Below are 15,642 nucleotides of genomic sequence, written 5' to 3' on the forward strand. Positions count from 1 at the left end.
ATGCGACGAGCAGTCACCCGTACCAGGAACGAAGCGCATGTGCGGGCGTCGGTGCGCTGGGTCGTCTGCGCGGTGCTCGCGGGAGGCGGGGCCACCGCATGCTCCGACAGCGACGCGGACCGCGTGAAGCCCCCTGAGGTCCTCTCGGCCTCCCAGGTCTGCGGCGGAACGCTGTCTGCGGAGGGCGTGGCCGCGCTGGAGCGCATCGGGGGAAAGACCGGGTACACCGAGCTGGAAGATCCGGAAAGGTGGTCGCCTGCTTCAGCCGCGAAGCGCCTTGAGGACTCCGCGGTCTCCCAGTACGAGTGCAACCTGTACCGGGAGGGCGACGAGAGCGGACGCCCTCTGATGACCATCGGGTTCATGGCGAGGAAGAGCCACCCGGATCCGGCTGAGGCAGCCAAGGACAAGGACTACAACCAGCTTTTCTACCCGCTCGGGTTGTACGCGTCGGCAACTGGAGACCTCGCCACCTCCTTGTTCTTCGCATGCCCCACGGAGCGAGCCGAAGGCAGTACTCCCTACGTGAAGGCCGACATGTACTCGGCGAAGAACAAAATGAACGCCGACAGCACCGGCAAGGACCGCATGACGATCCTCAATGACGTGTCCCGCGCCCTGGCCAAAGAACTGGGCTGTGCGGCACAGGCGAACCTGCCCGCCGAAGTGCCTGACGCCCTGCCCGGATGACACCGCGGCCCCGGTGCGGGAGCGGATCACGCCGCCCGTGCACCGGGGCCCTTCGGGCCGGGCTCACCGCATCCGGGTGGCCCACTCCTGGACCTTCTTGATCCGGTCCTGGATCTGCCCGGCCGTCGCCTCCGCGCTCGGCGGCCCGCCGCACACCCGCCGCAGCTCGGTGTGGATCACACCGTGCGGCTTGCCGCTCTGGTGCGTGTACGCCGACACCATCGTGTTGAGCTGCTTGCGCAGCTCCAGCAGCTTCTTGTGCGTGACCACCGGCCGGTTCTCGGCCGCCTTCTCCAGGAGGTCGGCCTCCGCGGCCGGCTTCTGGCGGCTGTGCGCGATCTGCCGGGTCTGCCGCTTCTGGAGGAGCAGCTGCACCTGGTCGGGTTCGAGCAGTCCCGGGATACCCAGGTAGTCCTGCTCCTCCTCGCTGCCCGGGTGCGCCTGCATGCCGAACTCGGCACCGTCGTAGAGCACCCGGTCGAAGACCGCGTCGGACTCCAGCGCCTCGAAGGGCAGCTGTTCCTCGGTCTCCTCGTCCTCGAGCCTCTCCGCGTCCGCGAGGAGCTGGTCCTCCTCGGCGAACGGGTTCTCCTCGTCGCTGCCCTTCTTCGGCTTGTCGAGCACGTGGTCGCGCTCGACCTCCATCTCGTTCGCGAAGTCGAGCAGCATCGGGATCGTCGGGACGAAGACGGAGGCGGTCTCGCCGCGCCGCCGCGACCGTACGAAACGGCCGACGGCCTGCGCGAAGAAGAGCGGCGTCGAGATGGTGGTGGCGTACACGCCGACCGCCAGGCGCGGCACGTCGACGCCCTCCGACACCATCCGCACCGCGACCATCCAGCGCGAGCCGTCCTCGGTGAACTGGTCGATCCGCTTGGAGGCGGCCTTCTCGTCGGAGAGGACGACGGTCACCTTCTCGCCGCTGATCCGCTTGAGGATCTTGGCGTACTCGCGCGCCGACTCCTGGTCCGTCGCGATGACCAGGCCGCCCGCGTCCGGAATGCCCTTGCGCACCTCGGTCAGCCGTTTGTCGGCGGCGCTCAGCACATTGGGGATCCAGTCGCCGGTGGGTGCCAGCGCGGTGCGCCAGGCCTGCCCGATGGCGTCCTTGGTCATCGGCTCGCCGAGCCGGGCGGCGATCTCGTCACCGGCCTTGGTGCGCCAGCGCATGTTGCCGCTGTAGCTGAGGAAGATCACGGGCCGGACGACGCCGTCGGCGAGCGCGTTGCCGTAGCCGTACGTGTAGTCGGCCGAGGACCGCCGGATGCCGTCGTTGCCCTCCTCGTACGCGACGAAGGGGATCGGGTTGGTGTCCGACCGGAACGGCGTACCGGTGAGCGCGAGCCGCCGGGTCGCCGGGTCGAACGCCTCCTGGCACGCCTCGCCCCAGGACTTCGAGTCACCGGCGTGGTGGATCTCGTCGAGGATCACGAGCGTCTTGCGCTGCTCGCACCGGTTGCGGTGCAGCATCGGACGCACACCGACTCCCGCGTACGTGACCGCGACCCCGTGGTACTCCTTGCTCACGGGCCCGGCGCTGTAGTCGGGGTCGAGCTTGATGCCTATGCGCGCCGCGGCCTCCGCCCACTGCTTCTTGAGGTGCTCGGTGGGTGCGACGACGGTGATCTGCTGCACGACGTGGTGGTGCAGCAGCCATGACGCGAGGGTCAGCGCGAAGGTGGTCTTCCCCGCGCCGGGGGTCGCGACGGCGAGGAAGTCGCGCGGCTGGTCCTGGATGTACCTCTCCATGGCGCCCTGCTGCCAGGCTCGCAGCTTGCCGGCCGTACCCCAGGGGGCGCGGCCGGGAAAGGCGGGTGAGAGGTGGTGGGAGGCGGTAGTAGTCACGGTCTCCGGTTCGGGGCACTCGGGTACGTGTGGCGCTGTCCGTACGGGGCCGGACCGGGCCCGTACGCGATACGACAACCGGGCCACCCTACCGGGGGCTCGACCGGAACCCGCCCTGAACTACGCCGCCGAGTACGTGATTGCGACGCCTCTCACACATCGACGACCACCAGTTCACGCAGCCCCTGGGAGATGGCTTTCACCTCGTCCGTCTCACCGGTCGCCACTGCGATAACCAGGCGTTCCGCCGCGTCGATGTCCGGGCGCAGGTCCACGCCGTTCATCGCCAGGAACGTGACGCACGACAGCCACGCCATCCTTTTGTTGCCGTCGAAGAGCGGACGGTTGATCGCCAGGGACTGCAGGAGGGCGGCCGCCTTGTCGACGAGATCCGGGTAGGCCTCCTCGCCGAACATGGCCGCGGACGGGCGATGGGCCGCCGATTCGAGCAGCCCTGCGTCACGTACGACGATCTGCATGTCCGCACAGGCGTACCCGGCGATGACGAGGATGTCCTCGGAGTTCAGATAGACGCAGCTCACTTCAGCCGCTCCATCAGCTCGCCCCACTTGGCGGCCTGCTCCTTCGCCGTCTTGCGGACGATGGCCTGCTGGGCGGTCCTGGCCAGGTAGTCGTCCACAGCCTGGAGGAGTATCGCGTGCATGCTGGTGCCCTCCTGCTCGGCCCGCTGCTTGAGTGCTTCGGTCTGGTCGTCACGAAGACGCAGGTTCATCCACCCGGTGGGGTCAGAGTGGTACCACTATTCCGTCCGCACCCGCGTGGCCACCCACGCCCCCACCAGCGCCACGCCCGCCATCGGCAGGAACACCGCCGCGAACGCCCCCGGGTGCGACCCGGCGGCCCCGCTCCCCACCGCCCCGTGCGCGGCCGCCCCCACCGCACCCCCGCCGAGCGCGGCGAAGGCCGCACCTCCGCCGGCGAGCAGCAGCACGTTGGACAGCCCGTCCGAGATCTGCAGGGCGGCGGAGTTGCCGCCCGCCTCCTGCGGGGCCGACAGCTTCAGCAGCAGCACGCTCGTCGACGCGATCACCATGCCCATGCCGAAGCACCCGACGGCCCACGCCACGGCCACGATCCAGACCGGCACGGACTCGATCAGCACGGTCGGCGCCGCCGCGATCGCCAGGGCGACGAGAACCATGCCCACGACCATCAGGGACTCCCTGCGCTCCTCCAGGCGGGGCCGGGCCAGGACGTACGAGCCGAGCGCCCAGGTCAGCCCCCCGGCCGCGAGCGAGAGCCCGGCCATCGTCGGGGACATCCCGCGCTGGGTCACCAGCATCAGGGGGACGAAGGACTCGGCGGCGATGAACGACCCGGCCGACACCCCGCGCAGCAGGATCACGGCGGGCAGCCCCCGCGCGGCCCGCATCGTCCCCCGGGGCAGCAGCCCGCGCACGGCGGGTACGAGCAGCGCGGCACCGGCCGCGGCGGGGACCAGCGAGAGCCAGCGCAGCTCCTGCCCGGCGAACTGGAGCAGCCCCGCACCCAGCGAGATCCCCAGCGCGAGCCGGATACGCCGCCCGTCGAACGGCTCGGCCCCCGCCGCGGCGTCCGTGGGCCCGGCGGCCATCCGCCGTATCGCGGGCAGCGCCAGGCCCAGCGGCAGCACGATGAGCACCGGGATCCCGACGAAGACCCAGCGCCAGCCAAGGTGCTCGGTCACCGTCCCCGACGCGAGCGGCCCGACGACGGACGGGACGATCCAGGCCGCCGAGAACGCGGCCATGATCGCCGGACGGATCCGTTCGGGGTAGGCCCGCCCGATGACGACGTACAGCGCCACGATCACGAGCCCGCCGCCGACGCCCTGGACGGCCCGCCCCAGGATGAACATCCACATGCTCCCGGCCGTCCCGGAGAGCAGCAGCCCGGCCCCGAAGGCACCGATCCCGGTGGCGAGCGGCGCGAGCGGCCCACGCCGGTCGGCCCACTGCCCGGAGAGCACCATGGCGAAGAGGCTGGTCGTGAAGTACGCGGAGAACGCGAACGCGTACAGCGGAATGCCGTGCAGCTCACGGGCTGCGACCGGCATCGCGGTGCCGACGGCGGTCGCCTCGAAGGCGATCAGCAGCACGACCGAGACGATGCCGGTGCTGAGCGCCCGGTAGGTCCGGCCCAGCACGCCCTCCGGCGGGGCCGCGTCGACGGTGTCTTCGAAGGGGATCGTGACGTCGGCGTCACGCGGTTCCAGGGCGCTCATGGAGTCAGAGTAAGGGGCAAACAATCAATTGGACCCTGTCGGTGGGCGGGGTCCCCCTCGTCCCTTGGTCGTAGGACCGTCGGCGGAACATGAACGCGGTATGGCAGTCGCGTTGCAGCGCGCCCGGCACCCTTGAGGCCCGTGCGTCCCGCGCCTAACGTCGACACCGGAACGAAGAAGAGGCACATGGCCGTGTGCCCGAGTGGTTTAGGGGCTCGACTGCAACTCGAGTTACACCGGTTCGATTCCGGTCACGGCCTCCAGCGGGAGAACCCGAAAGGGAACGGCCGCCCCCATGGTGCGGGGGCGGCCGTTCCTGTGTGCGCCCACGGCTGCGCGGGGGCCGGAGCGTAGGATCTGGCGCCTTGTCCGGCCGGGTCCTCGGGGAGTGCGTGCATGGGTGTCGTCGTCTTCTTGTTCGTCATAGCCGCGGCGTTCCTCGTCGTCGCCCTGGTCGGCCCGTACCGGCTGTACTGGCGGGCCAGGCCGCGGGCGGCGCGGCAGCCGTCGGAAGCGGCTCTCGCGGTGGGGCGGGTGGCCGCGCTCGGGGTCGCCGGGGTGTTCGTCTTCGGGGGCTGCCAGGTCCGGGCGGGCGTCGACGAGCGGTCCTGGAGCGCGAGCGAGGTCCGGGAGGCCGCCGAGAGCGCGGCGGGGTCCCTGGCCGCCGAACCGCAGACGCGCCGCGACCCGTCGGACGGTTACGCCTCACTGATCGAGGCGGACGTCACGAGGGCGGGTGAGGACCAGGGGCCCTCGTACGGGATCTCCGTGGAACGGGCCGGAGGCGGGCACGACTACGAGATATCCGCAGGCAGCGCCGGCACCACCGTCTGCATGCACGTCACGGAGGAGGAGTCCGCACAGGGCGGAGTCTTCGTCCCGGGAGCGGACGGCGGCAGCAGCTCCATCCCCGAGTACGACCTGACCGCCACCGTCGACGACGGCGCCTGCTGATCCGACAGGCGCCGCCGGATCAGGACTTGGGAGTGGCCACCGCCGCCTGCGGACGGATCGGGAGGCGGTTGACCGGTCGGCCCGTGGCCGCGCGGACGGCCGCGGCCACCGCCGCGGGGGACGTCACCACCGGTACCGCCGAGGCCGCCTTGGCGCCGAAGGGGGCAACCACGTCGCGTTCCTCGATCAGTTTCACGATGCGGATGTCCGGGGCGTCCAGGGACGTCGGAAGCGCGTACCCCGTGAGGTCCGGGTGCCGGATCAGGCCGCGGGCCGTGCGGAGGTTCTCCGTGAGGGCCGCGCCGATGCCCTGGGTGACTCCGGCCTCGATACGGGTCGCCAGCTGGGACGGGTTGAGGACCCGGCCGACGTCCTGGGCGACCGCCATCTCGACGACACGGATCGAACCGAGCTCGATGTCGACGTCGACGACCGCGCGGACCGCACAGAAGGCCAGGCCGACGAAGGCGTCTCCCTGGCCCGACGCGTCCAGGGGTTCGGTGGGGTGCGGGCGGCACTGGGCCGTGGCCCAGAGTTCCTTGCCGTCCATGGCTTCCATGACCGTCGTGGAGAGCACACCGTCGTACGAGGTGATCTTGCCGTCGGCGATCTGGAGGAGCTCCGTGGACATGCCGAACTTGTGGGCCAGGGGCTGGAGGAGCTGCGTGCGGACCATCTTGGCCGCGCGCTCCACCGCACCGCCGGAGACCCAGGTGTGGCGGCCGTGCGTCGCCGGGCCCGCGGGGGGCTGGTCGGTGTCCACCGCCGCTACGTGCACCTCTTCGATGCCCAGGGTCTCCTGGACGATCTGGCGGGCAAGCGTGGTGAAGCCCTGGCCGGTTTCGACGGCCGCGCAGATGACCGTGGCGACGCCGTCGTGGACCCGGACGGTGGCCGTGGAGACCTCGTCCGTGCCCTCGGCGCCGAGCATGTGGACCATGCCGAGCGCGTAGCCGACTCCGCGGCGTACGGCTCCGGGCTCACCCGCGCCCTCGGGGCCGCCCGGGAGCAGCCAGTCGTCCTCCGGGGCGTCCTTCGGGAGCGCGGGGAGGGGGAAGTCCCGGACCTCGCGGAGCAGTTCCGCCACGGGGGCCGGGCACGTCACGGTCTGGCTGGTGGGAAGGATGTCGCCGGTGGACAGGGCGTTGCGGAGGCGGAGTTCGGCCGGGTCGATGCCCAGCTTCGCCGCCAGCTTGTCCATCTGGCCCTCGTAGGCCGCGCAGACCTGCATCGCGCCCTCGCCGCGCACATGGCCGGAGGGCGGGTTGTTCGTACGGACCGCCCAGCCCTCGATGAAGGCGTGCGGAACGACGTACGGGCCGCAGGCGAAGGCCACCGCTGCGGCCAGCGATTCGGACGAGGAGTCGGCATAGGCGCCGGCGTCCAGGAGGATCTGGGCCTCGACCTTGACCAGCCTGCCCTCGGTGTCCGCGTGGTGGCGGTAGCGGAGCAGCGTCGGGTGGCGGTGGGCGTGGCCGAGGAAGGACTCCTCGCGCGTAGCTGCCAGTTTGACCGGGCAGCCGGTGCGCAGGGCGAGCAGGCCGAGCGGGATCTGGAAGCCGGGGTCCTCCCGGTCGCCGGTCGCTCCGGGGACGCCGGTGACGACGACCTTGACCCGGTCGGGCTCCAGGCCGAAGCAGGCGGCGGCGAGGTCGCGGTCCGTGTGCGGGTCGGTGGACGCCGTGTACAGCTCCACGCCGCCGTCGGGGCGGGGCACGGCGAGTCCGGCCTCCGCCCCGATCGGGGCGGGGTCCTGACGGCCGATGCGGTACAGGCCCTCGACGATGACCTCGCCCACGGTGTCCGGGTCGCCGTAGCGCAGCGGGATGTGGCGGATGAGGTTGCCGTCGGGGTGGAGCGGTTCGGCCGCGAAGGCCTTCTCCGGGTCGGTGACCGGTTCGAGCACCTCGTACTCGACGGCGATCGCCGCCGCGGCCAGGCGGGCGGTGTCGGGATGGTCGGCGGCGACCGCGGCGATCGACTCGCCGTGGTGGCGCACCAGCTCGGAGGCGAAGACGGGGCGGTCGACGACACTGCGGCCGTACGCCCCGTCGCCGGGGATGTCCTCATGGGTGACGACGGCGCGTACGCCCGGCATCTCGGCGGCGGCCGACGTGTCGATCGACAGGATGCGCGCATGGGGGTGCGGCGAACGCAGCACGGCCGCCCACAGCAGGCCCTCCGCCCAGAGGTCCGCCGCGTACGGGAACGTGCCTTCGGTCTTGGCACGGGCGTCGGCAGGCGGGAGCGACGCGCCCAGACCGAGCGCGGGCACTTCCTCGTCCTGGCCGGTTCCCTCGGTCGGCGGGGGGTTCGTGCGGGTGGTACCGGTCGCGGTGGCTGCGTCGTTGCTCACGCCGCCTCCTTGTCGTTCGCCCCGCTGCGGCAGCAGCTGATGGTGGAGGTGTGGGTGGTGTGGGTGACCGGTGCTGAGGGGGGCGCGGTGCTCACCGGGCGTCTCCCTCGTGGGGGTGGGTGCGGACGCTGCCCGCGCCGGGGGCCGCCTGCTGCGGGATCCGCGGCTCCTCGGCGTCGGCGTGGGCCGCTTCCGCGGTCGCCTCCCGGCCCGCGACGACCTCGCGTACGGCGTCGAGCACGCCCCGGTAGCCGGAGCAGCGGCAGAGGTTGCCGCACAGGGCCTGCCGCGTCTCCAGCTCGCTGGGGGCGTGGTTGCCCTCCAGGAGGTCGTGGACGGTCATGGCCATCCCCGGGATGCAGAAGCCGCACTGGACGGCCCCGCACTCGGCCAGGGCGCGCTGGACGTCGGACGGCTCCCCGTCGACCGCGAGGCCCTCGACCGTACGGACCTCGCTGCCGGCGGTGGTGGCTGCGGGGACCAGGCAGGAGGCCACGAGCCGGCCGTCCACCTGGACGTTGCACGCGCCGCACTCGCCCTGCGAGCAGCCGTCCTTGGCACCGGCGAGGCCGAGGCGCTCGCGGAGCACGTACAGGAGGGACTCGCCGATCCAGGCGTCGGTGACGGGGCGGTCCACGCCGTTCACGTGCAGGACGTACGAGGCGGCGGGGTGCTCGCTGGGGGCGTCCGAGAGGGCCGTTGCGGGCTCGTCGAACGCCGGGGCGTGCGCGGTGGCGTCGTCCTCGGCCGCCCCGGAGTGCTCGGGAGCCTCCTCGGGCTCACCGGGTGCGCCCCGGGGGTCGTCGTGCTCGTTGCCCGGAGCCCCGGGCATACCGGTGAGGGTGTCCTCCCCGGAAGCGTGCGGCGCCTCGTGCTCCGCCTCGGCTGCCGGCTCGTGCGCGGCGGCCTCGTGCGCGGCCTCCTGCTCGGGCTCCGGCGAAGGCGTGGCCGGGTCCTCGGGCGACGGCTCGTGCGGCTGCGTGGCCCACGGCGCCGGCGCACCGCCGGGCAGCGTGGCGGGGGGCGCGTCCGCGTACCACTGGGACGCGAGCGCCGAGGCCGCGAACTCGCCGGACTCCTCCGGGAGGTCACCGCCCGCGACCGGGATCGTCCACTGGCCGGTGTGCCCGGCGGGCTCGGCTGAGACGGGGGCGGGGTCCGAAGCGGCGGCATCCGGCCCGATGGCCTCGCTGAAGTTCCACTGGGCGGTCGTCGACGACGTCTGCCCGTACTGCGAGGTCTCCGGGTACGGCTGCCGGTAGGGCTCCTGCTGGTTGGGGTCCGGCCAGTGGACCGCGTCCGGGGCCGGCTCCGTGCCCGCCTCGCGGTCGGCCCGCTCCTGCTGGCTCTGCGTCCGCACGACCCAGCTGCCCGTCGCGGCGGGGTCCAGCCCGGCCGCCGGGGTCAGCGGAAGGATCATCGGCGGTACGTAGCCCTGGCCGGGCGCGGCCAGCGGGTCGTTACCGAGGTTGGCGAGGTCCTCCGGAGGCAGGTGGACGAAGGCGGTCGCCTCGGCGTCGTACTCACCGCTCTGCGGGGTCGGCTGCCAGCCGCCGTACGGGTCGGGCTGCCCGTGCTGCTGCTCGGGGTTCTCTTCATTGCTCACGACAGTGCCCTCCCCAGCGCGCGTCGGGCGAGCGCGGCGACCGTGCGCCGCAGGTGGAGTACGGCCGGGGGCAGCGGCGGTGCCTCTCCCCCGTCGTCCGGTGGTGCCTGGTCCGGGATGCAGGCCGCGGCGACGTACTCGCCGAAGGCGGCCAGCGCGTCGGCGGCCAGGCCCCGCTCGCCGTCCCAGTCGATCAGGGAGGCGATCCAGCGTTCGGCCTCCAGCGGCCGCAGCGGCATCGGGGCGATCGCGCCGACCGCGCAGCGCACCCCGCGCCGGGCCGGGTCGAGGACGATCGCGACGGAGGCGGTGGCACGGCCGGGGCCGGTGCGGCCGGTCGCCTTGAGGAAGACCTGGGGGGCGTGCAGCAGCGGTACGCGGACGAAGCCGATCAGCTCGGCGGGCCCGAGCATCTCGCGGCCGGCCAGCAGGTGCGACACGGGGATCTCGCGGCGCGAGCCGTCCGGCCCCGCGATGACCAGTTCGGCCTCCAGGGCCGCCAGCACCGGCAGGGCGTCGCCGGTCGGGGCCGCGGTGGCGATGTTGCCGCCGAGCGTGCCGGCGTTGCGGATCTGGGGCGGGCCCGCGGCGCGGGCGGAGGCGGCCAGCGCCGGGATGAGGGCGGCGAAGTCGGGCCGCCCCATGCGTGCGTGGGTGAGGCCGGCTCCGAGCAGGGCGTGGCCGTCCTGGTAGTGCCAGCCGCGCAGCTCGCTGATCCGGCCCAGGCCGACCAGTCCCGAGGGGCGCAGGAGCCCCTTGTTGACGGCCGACATCAGGTCCGTGCCACCGGCCACAGGAACGGCTGCAGGCATGGCGCCGAGAGCCGCCACGGCCTCGTCGAGCGAGGCCGGCAGCGTTACCGACTGCATCGCCTGCGGTGCGTGCGTGGTCAACCCAGCTGCCCCTTCCCGGTGTCCCGGCAGTCCCGCCTGTCCGCCGTACGGTACGTGCTCACGGCCGGGACGTGGCAACTCTGGCACATCTTCCGGGCGGACCGGCGCGAGGGTCCACGAAGGGTGTATCTGTCCCTGACCAGCGGAAAAATAACCTTTCGCACAACTTCTGCTCTGCGCACGAATTGACACTCTTCAGCGAGTTCGTACGACTTGTTCGTTTCGCGCCGGACCGGCCCGGACGGGACTCACACGTTCGGGGGCGCTCCCTCGATCGGGCGACCCAGGACTCCGGGGCGCCGTTGCCACGGCAGCGGGCCGCCCGGCGGGCGGTAGTCGACACCCAGGGCGTCGAGCCGCGCGTAGTGCGTGCCCATCCGGCGTTCGAAGTCGGCGAAGTCCCGCTCGCCGGGGGCCGGGAGCCGTGACCAGGCGACCTCGGCGAAGGCGGCGAGCCGCGGGAAGACCTGGTAGTCGACGCGGGCCCGGTCCTGCATGACCTCGGTCCAGACGTTGGCCTGGGTGCCGATGATGTGGCCGGCCGCTTCCTCGGAGAGCCCCGGGGGTACGGGTTCGAAGCGGTAGACGTCCTGCAGGGTGCGGACGAATCCGATGGGCATCGGTTCGTCGGGGCCGCCGTCCTGACGGTGGTCCAGGTACACCTGCTGCTCGGGGCACATGACGACGTCGTGTCCCGCCTCGGCGGCGGCGATGCCGCCCGCGTAACCCCGCCACGAGGACACCGCGGCGCCCTCGGCGAGTCCGCCCTCCAGGATCTCGTCCCAGCCGATGAGGCGACGTCCCCGGGCGGTGAGCCAGCTGTCGAAGTGCCGGATGAACCAGGACTGGAGCTCTTCCTCGTCCGTCAGGCCCAGTTCGGCCATCCGGGCCTGGGCGGCCGGTGACTCCTTCCACTGGTCCTTGAGGCATTCGTCGCCACCGATATGGATGAACGGCGATGTGGCCGCGGGAAAGAGGTCGAGCACCTCCTCGAAGACCCCTTCGAAGAAGCGCAGGGTGTTGTCGGTGGGAGCCAGTACGTTCGGGTTGATGCCCCAGGTGTCCCACACGGAAAGGGCGGAGGTGTCGACGACGTCGGTGTTGCCCAGTTCCGGATATGCGCTGATGGCTGCCTGCGAGTGCCCCGGGATGTCGATCTCGGGGACGACCCGGATATGCCGCTCGGCGGCGTACGCGACGATTTCGCGGATGTCGTCCTGGGTGTAGAAACCGCCGTGCGGGGTCTCGTCCCACAACTCGGAGGCCCGGTGACCGTATTTGGTGCGTGTGCGCCAGGAAGCGGTCTCCGTGAGCCCGGGATGGCGCTTGATCTCGATGCGCCAGCCCTGGTCGTCGGTGAGGTGGAAGTGGAAGACGTTGAGCTTGTGTGCGGCCAGGAGGTCCAGATAGCGCAGGACGTCGTCCTTCGGCATGAAGTGCCGCGCCACGTCGAGCATCAGGCCCCGCCAGGGGAAGCGGGGGCTGTCCTCGATCTCCGTGTACGGGATGCCCCGCTGCGTGCCGGGACTGACGGGCGCGCGGCGGAAGGCCTCGGGCCCCAGGAGCTGACGCAGGGTCTGCGCACCCCAGAACACTCCGGCGGCACTGCCTCCGGTGATCCGTACGCCCCAGGTGGGCGTCACCTCCAGCCGGTAGCCCTCGCTCTCCAGGGAGTCGTCGACGCGCAGTTCGACGGTGTTCCCGCTGTCGCCCGCCCCCGGGGCGAGCGGCAGGCCGAACGCGGCGCCGAGGGTGGCCCGGAGCCAGCGCTCCGCCGTCCCGGTACCCGCCCGGGCGGTGATGGTGGTGGACGGGTCCAGGAGGAATCCGCGCCTGTCTGGGTCGCCGATGTGTACGGGCGCCGGAATCAGGTTGTGCACGTCAGTCCTTAACCGCTCCGCCCAGTCCCGAGACCAGACGGCGCTGTACGAGTACGAAGAAGACCAGCACGGGAACGGTCATCACCGTCGAGGCGGCCATGATCCCTCCCCAGTCGTTCTCATCGGGTTTGAAGAAGACCAGCAGCGCCATGGGGAGCGTCGACTGGGAGGTGTCGCTGATGATGAACGATTTCGCGAACAGGAAGTCGTTCCAGGTCGAGATGAACGAGAAGACGCTGGTCGCCACAAGTCCTGGGAAGACCAGCGGGAAGAGGATCTGCCACAGGAAGCGGGTGCGGCTCGCCCCGTCGATGTAGGCGGCCTCCTCCAGCGCGTCGGGAACTGCCTTGACGAATCCGCGCAGCATCCAGATCGCGAACGGCAGCGAGAAAGCCAGATGCGGGAGGATCAGCGAGCCCAGGGTGTTCAGCTGCCCGAAGTCCCGCATGAGGAAGAACAGCGGAATGGTCAGCGCCTCGACGGGCACCATCTGCGCGACCAGGAACATGATCAGCAGGGTCGTGCGGAACTTGAAGCGGAATCTCGTCACCGCCGTCGCGGCGAGGAAGGCGATCAGCGCGGACGCGATGACGACCGTTCCGGCGACGAGCAGGCTGTTGAGGAAGTAGCGGCCGAAATCCTGCTGTTCGAAGACCCGTCGGAACGAGTCGAAGGACGGGGACAGCGTCCAGGGCCGTGCTTCGGTGGACTGGATCTCACCCGCCGGCTTGAACGCGGAGAGCACCATCCAGTACAGGGGGAAGGCGACCACGACGGCGATGACGAGGGCGGCCGCCTCCGCCGCCAGCCTGCCGGGGCGCCGGATGCGCAGACGGGTGGTCATCGGCGTGCTCACAGTTCCTCCCCCTGGCGTCGCACCAGGCGCAGATACACGAGCGTCACGGCCAGCAGGATCACCAGCATCACGACGCCGATCGCCGATCCGAGGCTGTACTGCGAGGACGCGAACGCCTTCTGGTACGCGTACACGTTGAGCACCAGGTTCTGCCCGGCGATGCCGCCGCCGTTGGTCATGACGTAGATCTGGGTGAAGACCTTGAAGTCCCAGATGATCGACTGGATGGTGACGACGATCAGGATCGGCCGCAGCATCGGGGCCATGACCGACCGCCAGATCCGCCACTGCGAGGCGCCGTCCAGCGAGGCCGCCTCCAGCACCTCCGTGGGGATCGCCCGGATGCCCGCGTACACGGTCACCATCACGAACGGGAACGAGCACCAGAGCACTTCGAGGAGCACCAGGGCGAAGGCGCTGTAGCGCCCGTACGTCCAGGAGAAGTCGCCCAGCCCCAGCACCTTGTTGACCGGGCCGAAGTCCGGGTCGAAGAGGAAGACCCAGACGGTCGAGCCCGTGATCGCCGGGGTTGCCCAGGCACCCAGTGCGGCCATCATGAGGGCGAGCCGGGGCAGGGCCCGGATCCGGGTCAGCAGGACGGCCAGGGCGCAGCCGACGAGCAGGGTGGCGAGCACGCAGGCCGTGGCGAAGAGCACGGTCGCGAGGAGCACCTGCCAGAACTGGCTGTCGCCGAAGAGCGTCGCGTAGTTGCCGAAGCCCTGGAAGGTGGTCGGCTCGCCACCGCTGACCTGGGCCTGGGTGTACTCCAGGAAGGAGATCAGGCCCAGTTGGTAGATCGGGTAGACGAGGAGTCCGCCGAGCAGGACCAGCGCGGGCAGCAGGTACAGCCAGGGGGTCCAGCCGGAGCGCCGCGCGGGAGATGCCGGGCGGCGCCGGGGCGGGCGGTCCGGGGGGCCGGCCGCCCCGGCCTTCTCGGGAGCTTTGTACGCCGTCGTGTTCGCGGTCATCGTCAGCCCGCGTCGGCGAACGCCGCGTCCATCTTCTTCGCCGCGTCGTCGGAGGCGGCATCCACGTCCTTACGGCCGCTGACGATCTCCTGGAACATCGTCGGCAGGACCAGCGACGCGTCGATCTGGCCCCAGGCCGAGGAGGCGGGGACGAACTTGGCCCCGGAGCCGAGTGTGGTGACGAACGGCGCGACGAAGGGCTCCTTCTCCGCGACCTCGGCCCGTACGTCCGTGTACGTCGGCAGCCAGCCCATCGCGTCGAACATCTTCGCCTGGGTCTTCTTGCCGGTCAGCGACTTCATCAGGTCGACGGCGAGGGTGCGGTGCGAACTGCTCTTCAGCACACCGATGTTGTTGCCGCCGGCGAACGCCGGGGCGATCGAGCCCTCCGCCACGCCGGGCAGCGGCACGACGGCGTACTTGCCCTTCACCGCGCCCGCCTCGACGGCCGCGTGGCTGAAGTCGCCGCCGATCGCCATGGCCGCCTTGCCGGACGCGAAGGCGGTGACGGTCGCGTTGCCGCCCATGGAGGCGCACTTGGCGGCGGGGCAGTTGTCGTCACCGAAGAGCGAGGTGTAGGCCTCGATGCCCTTGCGCGCCTTCTCGCTGTTGATGGCCGCCGCGTAGGTCACCCCGGTCTCGTCGGCCAGCTCGCCGCCGTGCGCCCAGATGAAGGGCATCGCGCCGTAGGTGTACGCGCCGCCGACCGCGAGGCCGTACAGGTCCGGCTTCTCCTTGTGGACCTTCTTGGCCGTGGAGATCAGCTCGTCCTGGGACTTGGGGGGCTCGATGCCGAGGTCCTCGAAGATGTCGGTGCGGTAGTACAGCGCCCGTACGCCGACGAAGAGCGGCGCCCCGTACACCTGGCCGCCGACCGTGACGGACTGCTTGGCGGTCGGGTCGGTGTCCTTGGCGTCGTCCCAGGCCGCGAACTCCTTGCTCACATCGGCCAGCCCGCCGTCCTTCACGTAGCCGGCCGTGTCCGTGTTGCCGTACTCGATGAGGTCGGGGGCGCTCTTCGGGTCGTTGAAGGCGGCCTTGATGCGCTGGGCCCGGGTGTCGACGGGTATGTACTCGACTTCGACCTTCGCCCCCTCGTGGGACTTCTCGAAGTCGGCGACGGCCGCGTCGACGACCTTCTCCTTGGGCTTGTTGCCGACCTCCTGGAAGAGCCAGACGCGAAGCGTGCCGCTCTTCTTGTCCCCGTCGGCGCCGGTGTCGGAGGTCTGGGGCGCGCAGGCGGTTGCGGTGAGACCCGCCAGCACAAGTGCGGCGGCCGGGGCGGCAATTCGGGCAGAAAGCTTCATCCGGAACCCTTACCGGTCAGTCGTTGCACCCTGTGCAACGCACGTTTCGTTCTGCACAACTTG

General features: G+C 71.1%; 13 protein-coding genes and 1 tRNA gene. 3 read left to right on the forward strand and 11 right to left on the reverse strand.

Annotated elements, in window-relative coordinates; genetic code table 11:
- Window positions 1-690, forward strand: a complete 690-nt coding sequence (locus tag ACFQ6X_RS09935; RefSeq protein WP_383178676.1) for a hypothetical protein — start codon at window positions 1-3, stop codon at window positions 688-690.
- A 63-nt stretch (window positions 691-753) separates the two neighbouring features.
- On the opposite strand, the gene ACFQ6X_RS09940 is transcribed toward ACFQ6X_RS09935, so the two are convergent.
- From ACFQ6X_RS09940 to ACFQ6X_RS09955, 4 genes are all read right to left on the reverse strand, one after another.
- Window positions 754-2,535, reverse strand: a complete 1,782-nt coding sequence (locus tag ACFQ6X_RS09940) for a DEAD/DEAH box helicase (RefSeq protein WP_329210512.1) — start codon at window positions 2,533-2,535, stop codon at window positions 754-756.
- 152 nt (window positions 2,536-2,687) lie between these two features.
- Window positions 2,688-3,077 (reverse strand): type II toxin-antitoxin system death-on-curing family toxin, encoded by a 390-nt coding sequence (locus ACFQ6X_RS09945; RefSeq protein WP_383178680.1) that lies wholly within the window; start codon window positions 3,075-3,077, stop codon window positions 2,688-2,690.
- A complete protein-coding gene (locus ACFQ6X_RS09950; RefSeq protein WP_383178683.1) occupies window positions 3,074-3,268 on the reverse strand; it encodes a ribbon-helix-helix protein, CopG family in 195 nt (64 codons plus the stop codon). The genes ACFQ6X_RS09945 and ACFQ6X_RS09950 overlap by 4 nt, the downstream gene beginning before the upstream one ends.
- 27 nt (window positions 3,269-3,295) lie before the next feature.
- Entirely contained in the window at window positions 3,296-4,759 is a 1,464-nt protein-coding gene (locus ACFQ6X_RS09955) for an MFS transporter (protein WP_383178686.1), read from the reverse strand.
- A 188-nt stretch (window positions 4,760-4,947) separates the two neighbouring features.
- Here ACFQ6X_RS09955 and ACFQ6X_RS09960 point away from each other — a divergent pair.
- Window positions 4,948-5,022: transfer RNA gene (locus ACFQ6X_RS09960), tRNA-Cys, on the forward strand.
- A gap of 133 nt (window positions 5,023-5,155) precedes the next feature.
- Window positions 5,156-5,713 (forward strand): hypothetical protein, encoded by a 558-nt coding sequence (locus tag ACFQ6X_RS09965; RefSeq protein WP_383178689.1) that lies wholly within the window; start codon window positions 5,156-5,158, stop codon window positions 5,711-5,713.
- A gap of 19 nt (window positions 5,714-5,732) precedes the next feature.
- Here the strand turns inward: ACFQ6X_RS09965 and ACFQ6X_RS09970 are convergent, their stop codons facing one another.
- The 7 genes from ACFQ6X_RS09970 to ACFQ6X_RS10000 form a co-directional block, all read right to left on the reverse strand.
- The gene (locus ACFQ6X_RS09970; RefSeq protein WP_383178692.1) at window positions 5,733-8,069 is read right to left on the reverse strand and encodes a xanthine dehydrogenase family protein molybdopterin-binding subunit; all 2,337 of its coding nucleotides are present in this window, start codon (window positions 8,067-8,069) and stop codon (window positions 5,733-5,735) included.
- 91 nt (window positions 8,070-8,160) lie between these two features.
- The gene (locus ACFQ6X_RS09975) at window positions 8,161-9,675 is read right to left on the reverse strand and encodes a 2Fe-2S iron-sulfur cluster-binding protein (protein WP_383178694.1); all 1,515 of its coding nucleotides are present in this window, start codon (window positions 9,673-9,675) and stop codon (window positions 8,161-8,163) included.
- Window positions 9,672-10,568, reverse strand: coding sequence for an FAD binding domain-containing protein (locus ACFQ6X_RS09980; protein ID WP_329210503.1), 897 nt, complete (start codon window positions 10,566-10,568; stop codon window positions 9,672-9,674). Before ACFQ6X_RS09980 ends, ACFQ6X_RS09975 begins: the two co-directional genes overlap by 4 nt.
- 248 nt (window positions 10,569-10,816) lie before the next feature.
- Window positions 10,817-12,448 carry a beta-N-acetylhexosaminidase gene (locus tag ACFQ6X_RS09985; RefSeq protein ID WP_383178697.1) on the reverse strand — a complete coding sequence of 544 codons (1,632 nt, stop codon included), beginning with the start codon at window positions 12,446-12,448 and terminating at the stop codon, window positions 10,817-10,819.
- A gap of 1 nt (window position 12,449) precedes the next feature.
- A complete protein-coding gene (locus ACFQ6X_RS09990) occupies window positions 12,450-13,292 on the reverse strand; it encodes a carbohydrate ABC transporter permease (protein ID WP_383178823.1) in 843 nt (280 codons plus the stop codon).
- Between the two features lie 8 nt (window positions 13,293-13,300).
- Entirely contained in the window at window positions 13,301-14,272 is a 972-nt protein-coding gene (locus ACFQ6X_RS09995) for a carbohydrate ABC transporter permease (protein WP_383178700.1), read from the reverse strand.
- A 2-nt stretch (window positions 14,273-14,274) separates the two neighbouring features.
- Window positions 14,275-15,579, reverse strand: coding sequence for an extracellular solute-binding protein (locus ACFQ6X_RS10000; protein WP_383178703.1), 1,305 nt, complete (start codon window positions 15,577-15,579; stop codon window positions 14,275-14,277).
- Window positions 15,580-15,642 lie beyond the last annotated feature (63 nt).

This window comes from Streptomyces sp. NPDC056452, assembly GCF_042796085.1.
In the GTDB taxonomy this organism is placed as follows: Bacteria; Actinomycetota; Actinomycetes; order Streptomycetales; family Streptomycetaceae; genus Streptomyces.

Bases quoted from the DNA above. Each gene is read 5' to 3' on its own strand.
- ACFQ6X_RS09935 (WP_383178676.1), top strand. From the start codon at position 1: ATGCGACGAGCAGTCACCCGTACCAGGAACGAAGCGCATGTGCGGGCG.
- ACFQ6X_RS09950 (WP_383178683.1), bottom strand. From the start codon at position 3,268: ATGAACCTGCGTCTTCGTGACGACCAGACCGAAGCACTCAAGCAGCGG.
- ACFQ6X_RS09955 (WP_383178686.1), bottom strand. From the start codon at position 4,759: ATGAGCGCCCTGGAACCGCGTGACGCCGACGTCACGATCCCCTTCGAA.
- ACFQ6X_RS09965 (WP_383178689.1), top strand. From the start codon at position 5,156: ATGGGTGTCGTCGTCTTCTTGTTCGTCATAGCCGCGGCGTTCCTCGTC.
- ACFQ6X_RS09990 (WP_383178823.1), bottom strand. From the start codon at position 13,292: ATGACCACCCGTCTGCGCATCCGGCGCCCCGGCAGGCTGGCGGCGGAG.
- ACFQ6X_RS09995 (WP_383178700.1), bottom strand. From the start codon at position 14,272: ATGACCGCGAACACGACGGCGTACAAAGCTCCCGAGAAGGCCGGGGCG.
- ACFQ6X_RS10000 (WP_383178703.1), bottom strand. From the start codon at position 15,579: ATGAAGCTTTCTGCCCGAATTGCCGCCCCGGCCGCCGCACTTGTGCTG.